This is a genomic window from Prochlorococcus sp. MIT 0916, from assembly GCF_047305155.1.
In the GTDB taxonomy this organism is placed as follows: domain Bacteria; phylum Cyanobacteriota; class Cyanobacteriia; order PCC-6307; family Cyanobiaceae; genus Prochlorococcus_B.
In genome coordinates this window covers 96,899-113,285 of the sequence record NZ_CP138980.1, presented here as the reverse complement: position 1 = coordinate 113,285, position 16,387 = coordinate 96,899, and the positions used below count along the sequence as shown (strand labels likewise).

At 37.2% G+C, this 16,387-nt stretch carries 20 protein-coding genes; 11 read left to right on the top strand and 9 right to left on the bottom strand.

Going from position 1 to position 16,387, the window contains the following annotated elements; genetic code table 11:
• Positions 1 to 6: 6 nt before the first annotated feature.
• Positions 7 to 381 carry an Npun_F0494 family protein gene (locus SIB53_RS00560; RefSeq protein WP_413678303.1) on the bottom strand — a complete coding sequence of 125 codons (375 nt, stop codon included), beginning with the start codon at positions 379 to 381 and terminating at the stop codon, positions 7 to 9.
• Positions 382 to 451: 70 nt separating this feature from the next.
• On the opposite strand from SIB53_RS00560, the gene SIB53_RS00555 reads away from it, so the two are divergent.
• On the top strand, positions 452 to 1,093 hold the full coding sequence (locus SIB53_RS00555; RefSeq protein WP_413678302.1) for a nucleoside triphosphate pyrophosphatase: 642 nt from the start codon (positions 452 to 454) through the stop codon (positions 1,091 to 1,093).
• 71 nt (positions 1,094 to 1,164) lie between these two features.
• Here SIB53_RS00555 and psbC read toward each other — a convergent pair whose 3' ends face one another.
• Both psbC and psbD read right to left on the bottom strand, forming a co-directional pair.
• Positions 1,165 to 2,547 (bottom strand): photosystem II reaction center protein CP43, encoded by a 1,383-nt coding sequence (gene psbC / locus SIB53_RS00550; RefSeq protein WP_413678301.1) that lies wholly within the window; start codon positions 2,545 to 2,547, stop codon positions 1,165 to 1,167.
• Complete coding sequence (psbD, locus tag SIB53_RS00545) at positions 2,531 to 3,607, bottom strand: photosystem II D2 protein (photosystem q(a) protein) (RefSeq protein ID WP_413678300.1); 1,077 nt, start codon at positions 3,605 to 3,607, stop codon at positions 2,531 to 2,533. Before psbD ends, psbC begins: the two co-directional genes overlap by 17 nt.
• Before the next feature lie 200 nt (positions 3,608 to 3,807).
• Here psbD and SIB53_RS00540 point away from each other — a divergent pair, with 200 nt between their 5' ends.
• Positions 3,808 to 4,383: a photosystem I assembly protein Ycf4 gene (locus tag SIB53_RS00540; protein WP_413678299.1), complete on the top strand. Its 576-nt coding sequence runs from the start codon at positions 3,808 to 3,810 to the stop codon at positions 4,381 to 4,383.
• Positions 4,370 to 5,095 (top strand): peptidylprolyl isomerase, encoded by a 726-nt coding sequence (locus tag SIB53_RS00535; RefSeq protein WP_413678298.1) that lies wholly within the window; start codon positions 4,370 to 4,372, stop codon positions 5,093 to 5,095. Before SIB53_RS00540 ends, SIB53_RS00535 begins: the two co-directional genes overlap by 14 nt.
• 10 nt (positions 5,096 to 5,105) lie before the next feature.
• On the opposite strand, the gene ilvN is transcribed toward SIB53_RS00535, so the two are convergent.
• Together ilvN and SIB53_RS00525 are read right to left on the bottom strand one after the other, a co-directional pair.
• A complete protein-coding gene (ilvN, locus tag SIB53_RS00530; RefSeq protein ID WP_269610978.1) occupies positions 5,106 to 5,615 on the bottom strand; it encodes an acetolactate synthase small subunit in 510 nt (169 codons plus the stop codon).
• A 5-nt stretch (positions 5,616 to 5,620) separates the two neighbouring features.
• On the bottom strand, positions 5,621 to 6,592 hold the full coding sequence (locus SIB53_RS00525; protein WP_413678297.1) for an alpha/beta fold hydrolase: 972 nt from the start codon (positions 6,590 to 6,592) through the stop codon (positions 5,621 to 5,623).
• A gap of 143 nt (positions 6,593 to 6,735) precedes the next feature.
• Here SIB53_RS00525 and petM point away from each other — a divergent pair, with 143 nt between their 5' ends.
• The 4 genes from petM (at position 6,736) to infA (ending at position 8,466) form a co-directional block, all read left to right on the top strand.
• Entirely contained in the window at positions 6,736 to 6,834 is a 99-nt protein-coding gene (gene petM / locus SIB53_RS00520; RefSeq protein WP_011294850.1) for a cytochrome b6-f complex subunit PetM, read from the top strand.
• Between the two features lie 55 nt (positions 6,835 to 6,889).
• Complete coding sequence (locus SIB53_RS00515; RefSeq protein WP_413679162.1) at positions 6,890 to 7,852, top strand: NAD(P)H-binding protein; 963 nt, start codon at positions 6,890 to 6,892, stop codon at positions 7,850 to 7,852.
• Positions 7,853 to 7,904: 52 nt separating this feature from the next.
• Positions 7,905 to 8,120, top strand: a complete 216-nt coding sequence (locus SIB53_RS00510) for a hypothetical protein (RefSeq protein WP_413678296.1) — start codon at positions 7,905 to 7,907, stop codon at positions 8,118 to 8,120.
• A gap of 76 nt (positions 8,121 to 8,196) precedes the next feature.
• Entirely contained in the window at positions 8,197 to 8,466 is a 270-nt protein-coding gene (gene infA / locus SIB53_RS00505; protein ID WP_011294847.1) for a translation initiation factor IF-1, read from the top strand.
• Between the two features lie 4 nt (positions 8,467 to 8,470).
• Here infA and trxB read toward each other — a convergent pair whose 3' ends face one another.
• The 3 genes from trxB to SIB53_RS00490 all read right to left on the bottom strand — a co-directional run bounded on the left by trxB (position 8,471) and on the right by SIB53_RS00490 (position 10,966).
• A complete protein-coding gene (gene trxB / locus SIB53_RS00500; protein ID WP_413678295.1) occupies positions 8,471 to 9,847 on the bottom strand; it encodes a thioredoxin-disulfide reductase in 1,377 nt (458 codons plus the stop codon).
• Positions 9,848 to 9,949: 102 nt separating this feature from the next.
• Positions 9,950 to 10,180 (bottom strand): hypothetical protein, encoded by a 231-nt coding sequence (locus SIB53_RS00495; protein WP_269611312.1) that lies wholly within the window; start codon positions 10,178 to 10,180, stop codon positions 9,950 to 9,952.
• A 207-nt stretch (positions 10,181 to 10,387) separates the two neighbouring features.
• Positions 10,388 to 10,966, bottom strand: coding sequence for an EF-1 guanine nucleotide exchange domain-containing protein (locus SIB53_RS00490; protein WP_413678294.1), 579 nt, complete (start codon positions 10,964 to 10,966; stop codon positions 10,388 to 10,390).
• 133 nt (positions 10,967 to 11,099) lie between these two features.
• On the opposite strand from SIB53_RS00490, the gene SIB53_RS00485 reads away from it, so the two are divergent.
• Genes SIB53_RS00485 through SIB53_RS00470 form a run of 4 tightly spaced genes read left to right on the top strand, consistent with a single transcriptional unit; the run spans position 11,100 to position 15,067 of the window.
• Positions 11,100 to 12,245, top strand: a complete 1,146-nt coding sequence (locus SIB53_RS00485; RefSeq protein ID WP_413678293.1) for a Re/Si-specific NAD(P)(+) transhydrogenase subunit alpha — start codon at positions 11,100 to 11,102, stop codon at positions 12,243 to 12,245.
• A complete protein-coding gene (locus SIB53_RS00480) occupies positions 12,242 to 12,535 on the top strand; it encodes an NAD(P) transhydrogenase subunit alpha (RefSeq protein WP_413678292.1) in 294 nt (97 codons plus the stop codon). The genes SIB53_RS00485 and SIB53_RS00480 overlap by 4 nt, the downstream gene beginning before the upstream one ends.
• Positions 12,536 to 12,546: 11 nt before the next feature.
• A complete protein-coding gene (locus tag SIB53_RS00475) occupies positions 12,547 to 13,983 on the top strand; it encodes an NAD(P)(+) transhydrogenase (Re/Si-specific) subunit beta (RefSeq protein WP_413678291.1) in 1,437 nt (478 codons plus the stop codon).
• The gene (locus tag SIB53_RS00470; protein ID WP_413678290.1) at positions 13,967 to 15,067 is read left to right on the top strand and encodes a serine aminopeptidase domain-containing protein; all 1,101 of its coding nucleotides are present in this window, start codon (positions 13,967 to 13,969) and stop codon (positions 15,065 to 15,067) included. The genes SIB53_RS00475 and SIB53_RS00470 overlap by 17 nt, the downstream gene beginning before the upstream one ends.
• Before the next feature lie 2 nt (positions 15,068 to 15,069).
• Here SIB53_RS00470 and SIB53_RS00465 read toward each other — a convergent pair whose 3' ends face one another.
• Entirely contained in the window at positions 15,070 to 16,308 is a 1,239-nt protein-coding gene (locus SIB53_RS00465; protein ID WP_413678289.1) for a 1-deoxy-D-xylulose-5-phosphate reductoisomerase, read from the bottom strand.
• Positions 16,309 to 16,387: the final 79 nt, after the last annotated feature.

Sequence of the window (16,387 nt, the reverse complement as noted above, 5' to 3'; positions counted from 1 at the left end):
CTGTAATCATCTTGGTGTCAATTGGTATTTTAGGCATGTAATTATTTTCTTTATAACCGATATTTCTTTTGTAAATAAGTCTGCAGGGTCTTCAAGGACTTGTCTTCCTATGGGTGTAATACGAACTTTTGAAGTAAGCCCTTGGCCGTCGACTTCCCTTCTTAAAACACCTATTTTAATTAATTTAAGAAATTCATTCTCTATGAATAAAGAACTATTGATAAACATAAAATCTTGATTCAAATATTTTGCTTTATGCTCAAAAACATTCTGAGCACTAAGACTACCTTTCTGGAGAGTTTGAAAAAGAAATAAGTTGAAAGGACAATTCCTAATACCTTTCTTTGCTCTTCTAAAGATTTTCTGGTCAATCAGCAACATTTAATTAAATGGATTTATTTTTCAATAAAAGATCAATAATGATCCTAGGTATTAAAAAATTTAGTTTTCTATGTTTGTGCTTGCCTCTGCATCCAAAGCACGTCAAAAATTACTTGATCAAATAGCTTTGAGACACAAAGTTATTGTAAGTGATTTTGATGAAACACAGCTGCAGGAACCAGATCCAATTTTGAAGGTCGAATTATTAGCTAAGGGTAAAGCTGATAGTTCATTAAAAAAGTTGAAAAAAGACAATCCTTCCTTAAATAACTTTCAAGCTTTATTGGGTTGTGACTCTTTGTTTGAGTTTGAGGGTGAAATTTTCGAAAAGCCAATTAATAAAGAGCAATTGATATCCAGATGGCAAAGGATGTCTGGTAAGTCTGGTTTTTTGCATACAGGTCACTATTTAATTTCGTTGGATGATTCCAAATTAGATATGAAAAGTAATTCATTAAATCAATATTGTGATGGGGTCGTGAGCACAAAAATTGAATTTATGTCTTTATCCAATATTGAGATCATAAAATATGCTTCAATTCCAGAACCATACAATTGTGCAGGGGGATTTGCGATTGAAGGTTACGGCGGACTATTTATAAAAAGAATAGAAGGATGTTTTAGCAATGTTGTTGGACTTAGCTTGCCTTGGTTGAAAACTAATTTAGAAAAATTTGGTTTATCTAGGTTACTTTTAGATAGGAAGCAATAGTAAGATCAAGTATTTTTGAAAATAAAAAAAAGCCCTCTATAAAGAGGACTTTTTTTTATTTATTAAGGGATCTAATCTAGATCAGGCATTGAAAGAGCAGGCTCTTGTGAACGACTGATACCTTTTTCAAATCCAGCTGCAGCGGCTCTCGCACGTCCAGCATGCCAAAGGTGACCTACAAAAGTAAACCAACCAAGGAAGAATTGTGCACCTGCAAGCCATTGACGCAAGTTAACAAAGTTAACAGCATTAGGCTCGGTAATGATTCCACCAACTGAGTTGATAGAAGCGTTAGGAGCATGAGTCATGTATTCAGCAGCACGGCGAACTTGCCAAGGCTGAATATCATTTTGAATTTTATCAAGACTTAATCCGTTAGGACCTCGAAGAGGCTCTAACCATGGACCTCTAAAGTCCCAAAAACGCATTGTCTCTCCACCAAAGATGATTTCACCTGTAGGAGAGCGCATTAGGTACTTACCTAAACCAGTTGGTCCCATAGTTGAACCCACATTTGCACCAATTCGTTGGTCACGAACTAGGAATGTGAAACTTTGGGCCTGAGAGGCTTCAGCGTTTGTTGGACCATAAAACTCTGATGGATAAGCAGTGTTATTGAACCAGATGAAACAAGAAGCAATGAAACTTGCTACACAGATTCCACCAAGTGCATAACTAAGAAGTCCTTCACCATTCCAGATAAAGGCTCTTCTTGCCCATCCATAAGGCCCAGTAACGACGTGGAATATACCACCAATTATTTCTATAACAGCAAGGTAAACATGTCCTCCGACAATATCTTCCATTGAGTTAACACCAACGATCCAACCCTGACCACCCCAAGGGGTTGAAAGTAGATATCCAAAAATAACTCTTGGATCGAGAGTTGGGTTGATCAGCCTAACTTCTCCTCCGCCAGGAGCCCAAGTGTCGTATGCACCACCTAAGTACATCCAGTTAAGGGAAAATAGAAGAGATCCAATACCCAATACAATCAAATGGAAACCAAGAATATTGGTCATTTGATTTTTATCTCTCCAGTCAGTAGAGAAAAATGGGAAAGCTTCTTCAAGTTTCTCTGGTCCAGCTAAAGAGTGAAAAACACCTCCAAAGCCAAGGATTCCAGATGCAACAAGGTGAATAACACCTGCGATGAAGAATGGCCAAACATCTGTAACTTCTCCGCCTGGGCCAATGCCGTATCCAAACATGGCTACATGAGGCATACAAATTAAGCCTTGCTCCCACATGGGTTTATCCATGGTGAAGTGACTTACTTCGAAAAGCATCATCGCGCCTGCCCAGAACACCATTAGTCCTGCGTGAGCAATGTGAGCACCTAATAGTCTTCCTGAAAGGTTGATTAGCCTTGCATTTCCTACATACCAGGCGTAACCAGTCTCTTCAAGACTTTGATTAGGAGCGTTGAGTAAATTATTAAAGGGCGTTTCCACGTGGGAGTACCTCCTCAGGGAATACAAAGTTTTCGTGTGGTTGGTCTACAGAAGACATCCATGCACGCATACCTTCATTAAGAAGGATGTTTTTGGTGTAGAAAGTTTCGAATTCAGGATCTTCAGCAGCTCTGATTTCTTGGCTAACGAAGTCGTAAGCACGAAGGTTTAGAGCTAATCCAACAATTCCGATTGATGCGGCCCACATACCTGTTACTGGCACGAAGAGCATCAAGAAGTGAAGGAAACGCTTATTTGAGAATGCAATTCCGAAAATCTGACTCCAGAAACGGTTTGCAGTAATAAATGAGTAAGTCTCTTCTTCTTGTACTGGGTCGAAACCTCTGAAAGTTGTGCTCTGATTTTTACCGTCAGAGTACTGACTTGAATCTTCGTAAAGAGTGTTCTGAACTGTTGCACCGTGAATAGCACAAAGAAGAGCACCACCAAGAATTCCAGCTACTCCCATCATGTGGAATGGGTTAAGAGTAATGTTGTGGAATCCTTGAATGAAGAGGATGAAACGGAATATTGCTGCAACTCCAAAGGAAGGAGCGAAAAACCAACTGTGCTGTCCTAAAGGATAGATAAGGAAGCAAGCAGTGAATACTGCAATAACTGCTGAGAAAGCAAGTGCGTTATATGGACGGATACCAACTAGTCTTGCAATTTCGAATTGACGAAGCATGAAGCCAATAAGACTAAATGCACCGTGTAGAGCAACGAAATTCCATAGGCCACCAAGCTGGAACCAGCGTGTTAAATCGCCCTGAGCTTCTGGTCCCCAGAGGAATAGAAGACTGTGACCCATGGCATCGCCAGGAGTACTAACAGCGGCTGTGAGGAAATTGCATCCCTCAAGGTAAGAACTGGCTACACCATGGGTGTACCAGGAAGAAACGAAGGTTGTACCTGTAAACCATCCACCAATAGCTAGGAAAGCTGTAGGGAAGAGAAGTAGTCCAGACCAACCAACAAATACGAATCGGTCGCGCTTTAACCAGTCATCGAGGGCGTCAAACCAACCTCGTTCTGTTGCGCTTCCAACAGCGATCGTCATGGGAGGAGCGTTGCTGAGCTTTTGTATACGTCGGAGACTTTAACAACTATGACGGGGTTTGTGGGTAAATCTTTAACTTGATGAAATCCCTTGTATTGAAATGAGATAAAATAAATTTTTTTTATTGCTAGTTATCAATTGTCAAAAACTTAGTCTCTATAATGTTTTAAAAGGGATTTTGTCCCCAATTTCACGAGATTATGTCAACCGAATCTAATTTAAGTCAATCAGGAAAAGAGTTATCTGGCTTGGTTCTAGAACAAGAAATTAAAGGTTCGCGTAAGGTTTCGAACTATTTAGTTGCTTCAATGCTCAGCATTGGGGGCGTTGGATTTTTGCTGGCTTCATTATCTAGTTATTTTGGTAGAGATTTCTTACCCTTGGGTAATCCTTCTACATTGATTTTTGTTCCCCAAGGGTTGGTTATGGGAATTTATGGTGTTGTCGCTTTTTTATTAGCCCTTTATTTTTGGAGAATTATTAGTATTGATTATGGCTCTGGAGTAAATAGATTTGATAAAAACAAAGGAGTTTTATCCTTATACAGAAGAGGATTATTAAAAAATATCGAAATTGAAATTCCTATTAATGAAATTAAAGCCGTTAAATTAGAAGTTAGAGAAGGTTTTAATCCACGAAGAAGAGTTTCTTTGAGAATTAAAGGTAGGAAAGACTTACCAATATCTAGAGTTGGATCTCCCAAGCCTTTATTGGATTTAGAGAATGAAGGAGCTGAAGTTGCTAGATTTTTAGAGATTAACCTTGAAGGAATTTAAAAAGAATAATAAAATTGAAAAAATGTTGAATAAGTTGAATAATACGTCTTTCAATTTTAAATTTTTTCAGTCACTTTATATCTGTTTACTTGTTAATTTGATTTTAATAACCGGATGTTCTTCTTTAAAGAAAAATGAAAATTTAGATATATGCTCTTCTACAAGATTTCCATGCTTAACATCAAATGAATATGTCTTATTAATTACTAATAAAGGGAATATAAAGCTAGAGCTTTATGGTGAATCGGCACCAATCACTGTTGGAAACTTTATAGATCTTGTTGAAAAAGGTGCATATAATAAAACAATTTTCAATAGGGTTATAAAACAACCCTACCCCTTTTTAATAAGAGGTGGAGACAATAGCTTAATAGAAAATAAAAATAACTTTCTAGACACTAAAACAGGGAAAATAAGATATATACCTTTAGAAATTAAACTAAAAACGGATAATTTACCAACATATGGAAAAGAAATTGATGCGTCTGTTCAAATAAATAAAATGGAACTTAAGCATAAAAGATCATATTTATCTATGGCAAGATCAAAAGCAGTAAATTCAGCAAGTTTGCAGTTTTATATATTGCTAAAATCTTTGCCAGAACTTGATGGAAGGTTTGCTGTTTTTGGAAAAGTCATTAATGGCATGAATATAGTTGATTTGATAGAAGAAGAAGATTTTATAATTGAAGCAAAAAGAGTCGATTCTTGATTGAAAAATATTATTTTTTAGCTTTTAACATTTCTGTGTTGACCCCTGAGGCCCTTTTAAGAGCAACTTTTCCCGTCCTGGCTATTTCTAAAATTCCATAAGGTTTCAATAAGTTTTCTAGAGCAACAAGTTTGCCTGGATCTCCAACAACTTCAAGTGTTAAAGCATTATCAGAAACATCTACAACTTTTGCTCTAAAAACTTGAACAAGATCTAAAATTTTCCCTCTGTTTTCTGATGATGCAGAGACCTTCAAGAGCATTAACTCTCTTTCTACAGCTGGCAAAGTGGTTAAATCAAGAACTTCTAAAACATTTATTAATTTGTTGAGTTGTTTAGTCATTTGTTGAAGTGTTGATTCGTCCCCTTGAACGACCATTGTTAATCTGGATATTCCTTTTGCTTCTGCAGGTCCAACAGCCAAGCTATCAATATTAAATCCTCTCCGTGCAAAAAGGCCTGCAATCCTGCTTAATGCTCCAGATTCATCTTCAACTAAAACTGAAAGTGTGTGCTTCATATTTTTTACTTAGAAGTTTTTAAGTTCTTCAGCCATTTCAGAACAATTTGATTGAAATGTTTAGGTAATTCATCGTGGAGGCAATGCCCTGCTTCATTAATTACAGATAATTTAAGCCAAGGATGGAGCTTTATTAGTTTTTTTGCTAAAAATATTGGTATCAATTTATCCTGTTTGCCCCAAATTAATAAAATTGGTGGGCGATTTGGAAGGTTTTTAATCTTTTCAATGATAGATGGACCTTTTGCAGAATTGGGTCTATTGCTCATTCCAATGCACATAGCTCTGAGAGCTTTGGAGGCATTGATTCTCCTCGCAGGGACTGTAACTATCCTCTTTAATGAAGTGTCATTTGAAATTGAACGAAAATAAGCGCTTTGAAGAGCAAAAGTAATTAATTTTGTTCTAGATATTAAATTTATTAATGTCTTAAGTGGAAATAAATGAAAAATAATTTTTATCAAAAAAGTTTTAATTTTTATTAGCCAACTTGGAAAAGAAAATTTAATTGGATTAATAAAAACTGGCTCTGGTATTGGAGCTGCAATTATTGTTTTTATTAACTCAGGTCTCTCAGAGAGGGTTGTGATTGCTGTTAAAGCTCCCAAGGAGTTCCCAATTAATATAACCTTACCGTTATTTTTAATATCTACAATTTCATCAAGAAAAGAAGCTAATTGATTTGCCCAAAATTGATTCTCTAAATACTCTATTTTTCCTTGAAGATTTTGCTCTGATTTCCCAAAACCTATTAAATCTATTCCGAAGACCCTAAACCCTTCTGAAGCAAAGACTTCCGCATTATTTCTCCAGTGATCGCTGCTTGCTCCAAAACCATGAATTAGAACAATCGGAGGATTAGATTCATTACCAGTCACTCTGAAGTGAACCCTAAGATCTTTGTAGCTCCAGTATTTAGACTCACCCCAGTCAGGGGATCCAATGAAAGGGTCTTTATTAAAAATATTTGACTGCATTTAGTTCAAAACTCACTTTAACTTTGAGCTTTATAATTTTTTATACCATTTTAAGTTTATTTTAAAAATTTGCTGATGCCTTTGGATTGTTATCTGAATGTAAGGGCTTTAGGTTTTAATAGTAAATGAGTTAAATTATCTGAATGGCATCAGAAATTTTTGGAATCGCTGCAGTCTTTTGGGTTTTAATTCCCGTTGGGCTTTTAGGAGGAGTCCTTCTTTTGAAACTTCAAGGTGATTAATTTCCACAATCCATAGTTTGCCCATTTAAGCTCCAATCTTGTAATGAATTCAACTATGCAAGTTCTGGTGATTGGTGGCACAGGAACTCTTGGTCGCCAAATAGCCAAAAACGCCATAGATGCAGGGCATAAAGTGCGCTGTATGGTTAGAAAACCAAAATCTGCTTCATTTCTTCAAGAGTGGGGTTGTGAATTAACTCGTGGCAATTTAATAAACAAAAAAGATATTGAGTACGCTCTTGATGGGGTTGATGCTGTTATTGATGCAGCTACTAGCAGACCTGATGATCCGCGCAGCGTTTACGAAATAGATTGGGATGGAAAGTTAAATTTATATAATGCTTGCGAAGAAAAAAATGTGAAAAGAGTTGTATTTCTATCTTTGTTAGGTGCAGAAAAGTATAGAAAGATCCCATTAATGGACATTAAATATTGTACTGAAGAATTATTGGTAAGTTCATCTTTGGACTACACCATCTTGCAAGGTGTCGCTTTCATGCAAGGGGTAATAGGTCAATTTGCTATTCCTATTTTAAATAATGAGCCAGTTTGGATAAGTGGAAATCCTACTGATATTGCTTATATGAATACTCAGGACATAGCTCGATTTGCTGTTGCAGCTTTAGACAGGCCCCAAACCATAAAAAGAAGATTCCCTATTGTTGGACCCAAAGCTTGGAGCGCTAAAGAATTAGTAGATCTATGTGAAAAGTTCAGTGAAAAAAGAGCAAGAGTATTAAAAGTTTCTCCCACAATAATTTCCGTTGCTCAATCAGTTGTATCGTTTTTCGAACCAACCTTAAATGTAGCCGAAAGGCTCTCTTTCTCTGAATTGAGCGGTAGTGGAGGCAAATTGGATGCACCCATGGATGATACTTATGCTGCTTTTGGCTTGAATCAAGCCGATTTAACAACAATGGAGGGGTATATAAAAGAGTATTACGGAGTCATATTGAAAAGGCTTAAAGATATTGGAGTTGATCTTGATATCGAAGAGAAAAAGAAATTTCCAATATGAGCTATTGCAAAAATATAGTTAATATGTACTATTAAGTAAAATCTTTCTTCTGATGTCAATTAGTCAAATCAAGAACCTTAATAGAAGACTCGAAAATCTATCTAAAGAAGCTTCTGCAGAACTAGATAAGTTATGTGGTAATGAGTTATGGAAAAGTATTGGATTTGAAGCTTTTGATGGTTTGTCTGATGCCAGTTTAAGAGCTTCCGCGAATTATTATTATGGACAATTTCAAACTGCTCGAGAGCTGCAAGACATTTTTAGTTAAATATACATTTATTGGTTAATTAAAGACTTTTTAGAATACAATCATTTTAGTTAATTAGTGATGCAAAAAAAAACACATGATTGAAACATCCGGCGTGATTGAAAAAGAGCAAGGAAATGGATTTTATCTTGTAACTCTTGAACAGCCTGCTGGACATCAATGCTTGTGTAGGGCGGCAGGTAAATTGACAAAATTTAGAATAAAATTGCTCGCAGGAGATAAAGTTCTTGTTGAAATAAGTCCCTATGATTTAACTAGAGGTCGTATTACTTATAGAGAAAGAAATGTAGGTCCTGGAGGAGGAAGGCAAGGCGGTAATAGACCAGGAGGGCCAAGGAAAAGATAATTCGCTAATTCACTAGTTCATCTAACGCGGATTTATATTCACTTCTTGCTTTGACACCTTTCCATTGTTTTTTTAATTCCTTATTTTTGAAAAGATGTACTGTTGGAGTTCCACTAACTTCGGCTTGTTTAGCAATATCTTGATCGTTCTCAATGTCAATCTCAACACCTATTGCTTTTCCATTTGATTCGTTAAGAACTCTGTGAAGTTGTGGCTTGAGTATGTGGCAAGGCCCACAACTACTAGATGTATATATTACGAAAAGCGGTTTTTGGGTCTCATGGTACAACTTTCTCAGTGCATAACTTCCCTTTTGCCAAGTTTTCTCGGGATCATAATTTTCCTCGTTACTTACCTCTAAAGTTTTTGTCGACTCAGCCTTTGATGGCTCTAATTCATCTCGTTTGATAAGAGTTGCTAGGTTATTTCTTGTTAGCCATCTTTCAGCGGCTAGAGCTGCTTTGCAACCACTGCCTGCAGCTGTAACGCCTTGACGCCATTCCGAATCGGCAACATCTCCAGCTGCGTAAACACCTTCTAGCGAAGTTTCTGGTCTTCCAGGTTCTGTTAGTAAGTAACCTTTTGAATCTGTATTTAATTGATTAATGAATAAAGAAGTATTAGGAGTATGACCAATTGCGTAAAAAAGCCCCTTAGCTGAAATTACATCTTCATGGTTAGTATTTTTTCTTTTAACTTTTAATTTCTCCAACCATTCATTACCTAAAACATCTAAAAGCTCAGTTTCCCAATGAATAGAAATGTTGGAATTGGCTTTTACTCGATCGGCCATTGCGGCAGAAGCCCTTAACTTTTTTGATCTGACTAATAAATGTACATGGCTACCGTATTTAGTTAGATATTCAGCTTCTTCACAGGCTGAGTCCCCTCCTCCAACTACGGCTAATTCTTCGTTTCTAAATTGAGGAGTCGCCCCATCGCAAATTGCACAGGCACTAATGCCTTTGCTCCAGAATGACTTCTCGTTTTTAAGACCTAGACGATTGGCGCTTGCTCCAGTGGAGATGATTAACGAGTTTGATTTAATATTTTGAGTGGAAGTAACAATAGAAAAGGGTCTTTTGCTTAGATCAATTGATATGGCATCTTCTTCAATTAATTTTGTCCCCCATCTAACAGCTTGAGATTTGATTAAATCCATCAATTCTGGTCCTTGAACTCCATTAGGAAAACCTGGGAAATTCTCTACAAATGTTGTCGTCATTAATTGACCACCAGGGATTCCACCTTTTTCAAAACCAGTAATAAGCAGCGGCTGAAGATTCGCTCTTGCCGCATATATAGCGGCGGTATATCCAGCGGGTCCTGATCCTACAATTACTAAATTTTCAGTTTTTAATTCTTTTTTCTCGGCTGGCATGCCATACCAAAATCAAACTGTCTTACACGATATAAGAAAAAATCTTGAAAGTGTATTTAAAGCATAAAAAGGATTATTTTTAAATCTCAAATTTATTTAAAATCAGAGCTCTAAAAGTTCATCAGCGTCAAAATTTTCTTTTTGAAAATTAGGAACTTGTAAGGTTGAGGCTTTTACTCCCTCAGGGTAAGTATTGACACATGTAATCCATTCACAGAATTCCTGGTTGATAGCATAACTATCTTCATATCTTTCCACGCTATCAAGTAAAGCTATTCTGCTTGCTGCCCAACAGCTTGCGATACTTATTCTCTTGTTGAAAGAAGCATTCATAATTAATCCCCAACGACAACACCTTGACATGCCATTGGTCGGTTAACTTGTGTTTTTTGGTACAAATTTGCGTTTTGTCTGGAAAACGAAATTATCACTTAAGATTTAAGATTTCCTTAATGTTTGGGTTTAATAGCGTTCTTTTGGGATGGCGGTAATATTGATGGCTAATTAATATAATTCTTTAAATATTTTTTGGCTAACACGTTAAACTGCTTCAGTATGATTGATTAATAGTTTTTCAACATCATTAATACCCTCAATCGCAGCATTTTTAGCTAATTCAAAATCACCATTAGCTTCTTCTTCAAGGGCTTTTGCTATCTTATTCGTTAATTCTTCTTTTTTACCTTCAATCATTACAATTATTTCATTCTCTATTACTTTCCTAACAGCTTTAGATGGTAATTTATCATCTTTAGCCTCTGCAAATGTGCCTTGAACAAGTTCTTGAATAAATAGTCGATGTACCTCGCTACTTCTTAAAAAACTTTCAGTCGCGTTGATAATACCTTCAACCAAAGCTTCGTCTGGCTCAGATTCTTTGTTTGCAAGTTTGAATTCCCAGTCAAGATGTTTCCTCTGCCACCCAGAAGAATGAAGGCTTGGCATCACTGTTTGAGAAAAAGTGTCTACAGACATTTCGTAAATTCGTTCTGCTAATCGCTCACACCATTCTTTGCCATGACTTTGAAGGTTTTTTTGCATAGCTGTTCTTGGAACAGCATGCCCACCGTGATGGCTATGACAAACACCATCAGGACATTCGATCGCGGTGAGGCTCATTTTTTCTTGATCGATAACATTTTCTCATTTCCTTCATAGCCAAGGAAAACTATTAGGAAAACCTTTCTTAACTAAAAATGCTGGTATTCAAACCTTTCCTCTCCTAGTCTTAAGGAGGATAAATATTTTTACTTTGGTTAGTTTCTTAATTCCCTGCGAATCAGCTTTAGGGGAAACACGCGTTTCTGCTACTCCAGAAACTGTCAAAAAGTTTTTGGGCCTAGGCTGTAAGGTTTTTTTTGAAAAAGGTGCAGGAGAGGCTGCTGGTTTTCTTGATAATTCTTATGTGGAGGCTGGGGCTGAATTAGTTGAAAAGGAAAATACTGAGGTAAAAAAAATAGTTGATATTGTTCTCTGCGTTCAACCTCCAGAAGATAAATTTCTTTCACATTTAAAATCTGGCTCTTTCCTTGTGGGCTTATTGGACCCTTATGGGAATAAATTATTAGCCGAAAAATTAAAATCCCAAAAGATTTCTGCAATATCTTTGGAGTTGCTTCCGAGAATTAGCAGAGCTCAATCATCAGATGCATTATCTTCGCAAGCAAATATAGCTGGATATAAATCTGTACTTTTAGCGGCTAGTGCTCTTGATCGATATTTCCCAATGTTAATGACTGCTGCTGGCACAATTCAGCCTTCAAAAGTTGTCGTTTTAGGAGCTGGGGTAGCAGGGCTGCAAGCTATTGCAACAGCAAAAAGACTCGGGGCTGTTGTTTATGTGAGTGATATTCGAGAGGCGGTAAAGGAGCAAGTTGAATCATTAGGAGCAAGATTCATTGAGCTTCCAAAGATTGATGAATCTCCATCAGAATCAGGTGGATATGCAAAACAAGTCTCCGATGAATTTCTTGTCGCGCAGAGAAAAGAATTGGCAAAACAATTATCTGAAGCTGACGTAGCAATTTGTACTGCGCAGGTGCCTGGTAAAAAAGCCCCCAAGCTTATTGATGAGAATATGTTGGATGATATGCGCCCTGGTTCGGTAGTGGTTGATCTTGCTGTGCTTAATGGTGGTAATTGTGCATGTTCAAAACCAGGAGAAACTATTGTTAGAAAAGGGGTCAAGATTGTCGGTGCTTCTAATCTGCCTTGTTCAATACCGAATCATGCCAGTTCTCTATATTCGAGAAATTTATTGTCTCTTCTTCAGCCAATGTTTAAAGAGGGTAAGTTTTTAATTGATAACGATGATGAGCTTATTGCTGGTTCTTTGATTAGTAAGGATGGAGTAATACTCAAATCAGAGATTATTGAGAATGGAGGAATTAGGTCATGAGTTTTTTTAGTGAAGCTCTTTGGGTGCTTCTCCTTGGAAGCCTTTTGGGATTGGAGCTTATAGGTAAGGTCCCTCCAACTTTGCACACTCCACTAATGAGTGGGGCTAATGCAATTTCTGGCATCACGATGCTGGCAGCATTAACATTAATAATAAAATCGGGAGACAATGTACCTTTACTAATAATTGGATCAATATCTCTTGGATTCGCTTTGTTTAATGTGATTGGCGGTTTCCTTGTTACAGACAGGATGCTTGCAATGTTTAGTCGTAAAAAAACTCGTAAATAGGATTATCTCTTATGACTTTTATTGCTCCCGTTAAGTTTGCTATTGATCTACTGGCAGTTTTATTGCTTGCTTTAGGCATTAAAGGCCTTTCAAAAGTTAGATCAGCAAGAGAGGCAAATAGGCTTGCCGCTATTGCAATGATATTGGCTGCTTTTGGAGTGTTGCTTAACTCTCAAGGAACCATAGGCATTTCCATTAACTCTTGGATTTGGATAATTTGTGGAACTTTAATCGGAGGCTTTTTAGGCGCCTTAACTGCTAAAAGGGTTCCGATGACTGCTATGCCTGAGATAGTAGCTTTGTTTAACGGTTGTGGAGGGATGTCATCGCTATTGGTGGCACTAGGTGTAGCTTTGTTCCCATCTGCAGATGATTCGGTTGGTGTAGTCGGTGAACTTATTAGGAATTTCTCAGTAGTCGTTTCACTCTTTGTTGGAGCCATTACATTCTCAGGATCAATTGTTGCAATGGCCAAGCTTCAAGGTTGGCTGTCTACACCTTCTTGGACTCAAAGCAAAGCTAGGCATTTTTTTAATATTCTTTGTGGTGTTATTGCTTTGATAGGTGGAATCTATCTTTCAATCGATGGACAAAATGGTTTATTTCTTATTGTAGTTGCTTCATCTTTGCTGGGTATTGGAGTGACTCTTCCTATTGGTGGAGCCGATATGCCAGTAGTTATATCCTTGCTGAATAGCTACTCGGGAGTAGCAGCAGCAGCAGCTGGATTTGTTGTTGGCAGTCAACTATTGATTGTTGCCGGTGCCATGGTAGGAGCTGCTGGATTGATACTTACTCAAGTGATGTGTGCTGGTATGAACAGATCTTTGGTTTCTGTATTATTTGGCGGTGCACTTGGTGCTAGTTCTATTTCCTCAGGAGGAGGAGGAGAATATACAAATATAACTAGTTGCAGCCCAGAAGAATGTGCGCTCACCCTTGAAGCCGCAGAGAGAGTGGTAATTGTTCCTGGTTATGGTCTTGCTGTGGCTCAGGCTCAGCACACGCTAAGAGAGGTAACTAGAGTTTTAGAAAACGCCGACATCGAAGTCACGTATGCTATTCATCCTGTAGCAGGAAGAATGCCTGGACATATGAACGTTCTTTTGGCGGAGGCAGATGTTCCTTATGAGCAATTAAAAGAAATGGATGTAATTAATCCTGAATTTCCTGCGACTGATGTTGTATTAGTTTTAGGAGCGAATGATGTGGTTAATCCTCAGGCTAAAAATGATCAGACTTCACCTTTGTATGGAATGCCAGTTTTAGATGTTCAAGAAGCAAGAACCGTATTTGTTGTTAAGAGAGGTATGAGTGCTGGATATTCAGGAATTAAAAATGACCTCTTTGATTTGCCAAATACTTCTATGGTTTTTGGAGATGCAAAAAAGGTTCTTGGAGATCTTTTATTGGAATTAAAGGAGCTTGGAGTTGGGAGCAAAGGATAATTTTAAAAGAGAAGATTTACTTTCAGAATTAGGAATAAGCCCTTTTAAAGAGCGTATCCCCTGGATTGGTCCTGACCTTCAGACACTGAGAGATACCTTTGCGTCAGATGAATTGCCTGATGTTAACTCATCAGAAATTCGTATAAAAGTACCGCCTCTTAAAAGTCGAAAAACAGGAGGAGGATTATTAGTTGCCTACTTGGATAAACCAACAAATTCCTTGCACATCAATGGTTTGGTTCTGCTTCTGCATGGGCTTGGTGGTTCTTCTCGCAGAAGAGGTTTGACCAGGATGGCGAATGCTTTGGTGCAATCAAACTTTGCTGTTTTGAAACTTAATCTGAGAGGTTCAGATCCTTGTAGGGAATTTGTTGATGGTACCTATGCTGCTGAATGCAACAGTGATTTGATTCCTGTATTAAGACGAGCTAGAGAAATTTCATACCAATTAACTAATGACTATCAATTTTCAAACAATATTCCTCTTTTTGGAGCTGGGATCTCTTTGGGTGGAACTATTCTTTTAAATGCTTGCATGAGTGATAAGACTTTATTAGATGGATTGGTATGTATTAGTAGTCCTTTGGATTTGAATGAATGTAGTTCTTCTATTGAAAGACCAAGAAATTTTATTTATCAAAAATGGTTGTTAAATCGATTGATTAGGCAAACTTTAGAAGACCCTTTTGGGATAGAAGAAAGAGAAAAAAATGCATTAGTAATAAATAAGAGAGATAAAAAAAGGGAAATAAATAATATTAGGTCTTTTGATAATTTAATAACTGCTCCAAGATGGGGATATAAAAATGTTGAGGAATATTATGCAAATGCCTCTCCATTCTTCTCGCTTATAGAAAATGAAAAACCTATTCCTAAAACACTATTTATTCAATCTAAAGATGATCCTTGGGTTCCTTTTTTAGCTGCTGAAAAACTAATGAATAAATTTAAATTTTCTAATGGTAAAAATTTTAATAAATTTATTTTTACTGAGAAAGGTGGACACAATGGATTTCACGGGATTGAAGGTTGCTGGGGTGATAAAGTTGTTTGTAAATGGTTTTTATCTTTGAAAACTATTTAATCTTAAATAGCAATTTTTGTAATGTTTTTTTCTGAATAATATAAAACTTGTTCTCTTGCCCAGCTGTCAATCTCAAGAATTTCATTGAGGCTTGGATTTACATTAAGGTCGCATTTATGTTTTTCGCAAATCGCTTCAATTACTATTGGAATATCTATAAATTTAAATTTTTCTTTAAGAAATAACTCTACTGCTTTTTCATTTGCTGCATTAAGCACTGCTGGCATTGTTCCTCCTGATTTGCCTGCGCTGTAAGCAAGTTCCATGCATGGATATTTTTTAGTATCAGGCTCCTTAAAAGTTAAACTACCTACCTCAGTAAGCTTTAATCTTGGCCATGGCGTTTCAAGTCGAGCAGGCCAACTTAAGCAATACAAAATAGGGAGCTTCATATCTGGCCATCCCAATTGAGCTAAAACTGATGAATCATCCAATTCAACCATCGAATGAATGATGCTTTGTGGATGGATAATGATTTCGATTTGATCATATGAAAGACCAAAAAGATAATGTGCTTCAATTACTTCGAGTCCCTTATTCATAAGGGTTGCAGAGTCTACAGTTATTTTTTTTCCCATGTTCCAATTAGGATGGCTAGTTGCATCCTTGACAGTTGCTTTTGCTAAATCTTCTGCTTTCCAATCTCTAAAAGCTCCACCTGATGCAGTTAATTGTATGGATTTAAATCCAGGAGTAGGCACTCCAGTTGAGAGCCTTGCATTGTCAGCCCATGGCGTTCCTTGGAGACATTGAAATATAGCTGAGTGTTCAGAATCTGCGGGTAAGAGCCTACTTCCACTTTTTTTTAAAGCAGGAATGACAACTGGTCCTGCGGCAATCAGAGTCTCTTTATTGGCTAGAGCTAGATCCTTCCCTGCTTCAATAGCTGAAAGTGTTGGTAAGAGTCCAGCACAGCCAACTATTCCAGTTACAACAAGATCTGCACTTTGCCAAGCTGCTGCAGTATTGAGTCCATCGGCTCCCGCCATCAATATGGGCTTCTTGAATATTTTTGAGTCTTCAGTAAGACTATTTATTCTCCTAGACAGTTCTTCTAAAAGCGATTCATCGGCTAGGGAAACGACTTCAGGTTGATGAGTTTCAATTTGTTTGATTAATAAATCAAGGTTTTTTCCTGCTGTTAGTGCAACAATTTTGAATTGATCAGGAAACTCTTCTGCTATTTCAAGGGTTTGAGTTCCAATAGATCCTGTTGAGCCTAAAACGCTTATGGCTTTCACATTGTGAAGGCAAGTATGACCAGTCTCCCATTTAAAGGTATAACCCAGTTAGGTATTTACCAGTTTCTGCTGGATTTTA

What these genes read in the sequence shown, in the direction of transcription:
- SIB53_RS00560 (WP_413678303.1), bottom strand. Translation starts at nt 381, where the DNA reads ATGTTGCTGATTGACCAGAAAATCTTTAGAAGAGCAAAGAAAGGTATT.
- SIB53_RS00555 (WP_413678302.1), top strand. Translation starts at nt 452, where the DNA reads ATGTTTGTGCTTGCCTCTGCATCCAAAGCACGTCAAAAATTACTTGAT.
- psbD (WP_413678300.1), bottom strand. Translation starts at nt 3,607, where the DNA reads ATGACGATCGCTGTTGGAAGCGCAACAGAACGAGGTTGGTTTGACGCC.
- SIB53_RS00540 (WP_413678299.1), top strand. Translation starts at nt 3,808, where the DNA reads ATGTCAACCGAATCTAATTTAAGTCAATCAGGAAAAGAGTTATCTGGC.
- ilvN (WP_269610978.1), bottom strand. Translation starts at nt 5,615, where the DNA reads ATGAAGCACACACTTTCAGTTTTAGTTGAAGATGAATCTGGAGCATTA.
- SIB53_RS00525 (WP_413678297.1), bottom strand. Translation starts at nt 6,592, where the DNA reads ATGCAGTCAAATATTTTTAATAAAGACCCTTTCATTGGATCCCCTGAC.
- petM (WP_011294850.1), top strand. Translation starts at nt 6,736, where the DNA reads ATGGCATCAGAAATTTTTGGAATCGCTGCAGTCTTTTGGGTTTTAATT.
- SIB53_RS00515 (WP_413679162.1), top strand. Translation starts at nt 6,890, where the DNA reads ATGCAAGTTCTGGTGATTGGTGGCACAGGAACTCTTGGTCGCCAAATA.
- SIB53_RS00510 (WP_413678296.1), top strand. Translation starts at nt 7,905, where the DNA reads ATGTCAATTAGTCAAATCAAGAACCTTAATAGAAGACTCGAAAATCTA.
- infA (WP_011294847.1), top strand. Translation starts at nt 8,197, where the DNA reads ATGATTGAAACATCCGGCGTGATTGAAAAAGAGCAAGGAAATGGATTT.
- trxB (WP_413678295.1), bottom strand. Translation starts at nt 9,847, where the DNA reads ATGCCAGCCGAGAAAAAAGAATTAAAAACTGAAAATTTAGTAATTGTA.
- SIB53_RS00495 (WP_269611312.1), bottom strand. Translation starts at nt 10,180, where the DNA reads ATGAATGCTTCTTTCAACAAGAGAATAAGTATCGCAAGCTGTTGGGCA.
- SIB53_RS00490 (WP_413678294.1), bottom strand. Translation starts at nt 10,966, where the DNA reads ATGAGCCTCACCGCGATCGAATGTCCTGATGGTGTTTGTCATAGCCAT.
- SIB53_RS00480 (WP_413678292.1), top strand. Translation starts at nt 12,242, where the DNA reads ATGAGTTTTTTTAGTGAAGCTCTTTGGGTGCTTCTCCTTGGAAGCCTT.
- SIB53_RS00475 (WP_413678291.1), top strand. Translation starts at nt 12,547, where the DNA reads ATGACTTTTATTGCTCCCGTTAAGTTTGCTATTGATCTACTGGCAGTT.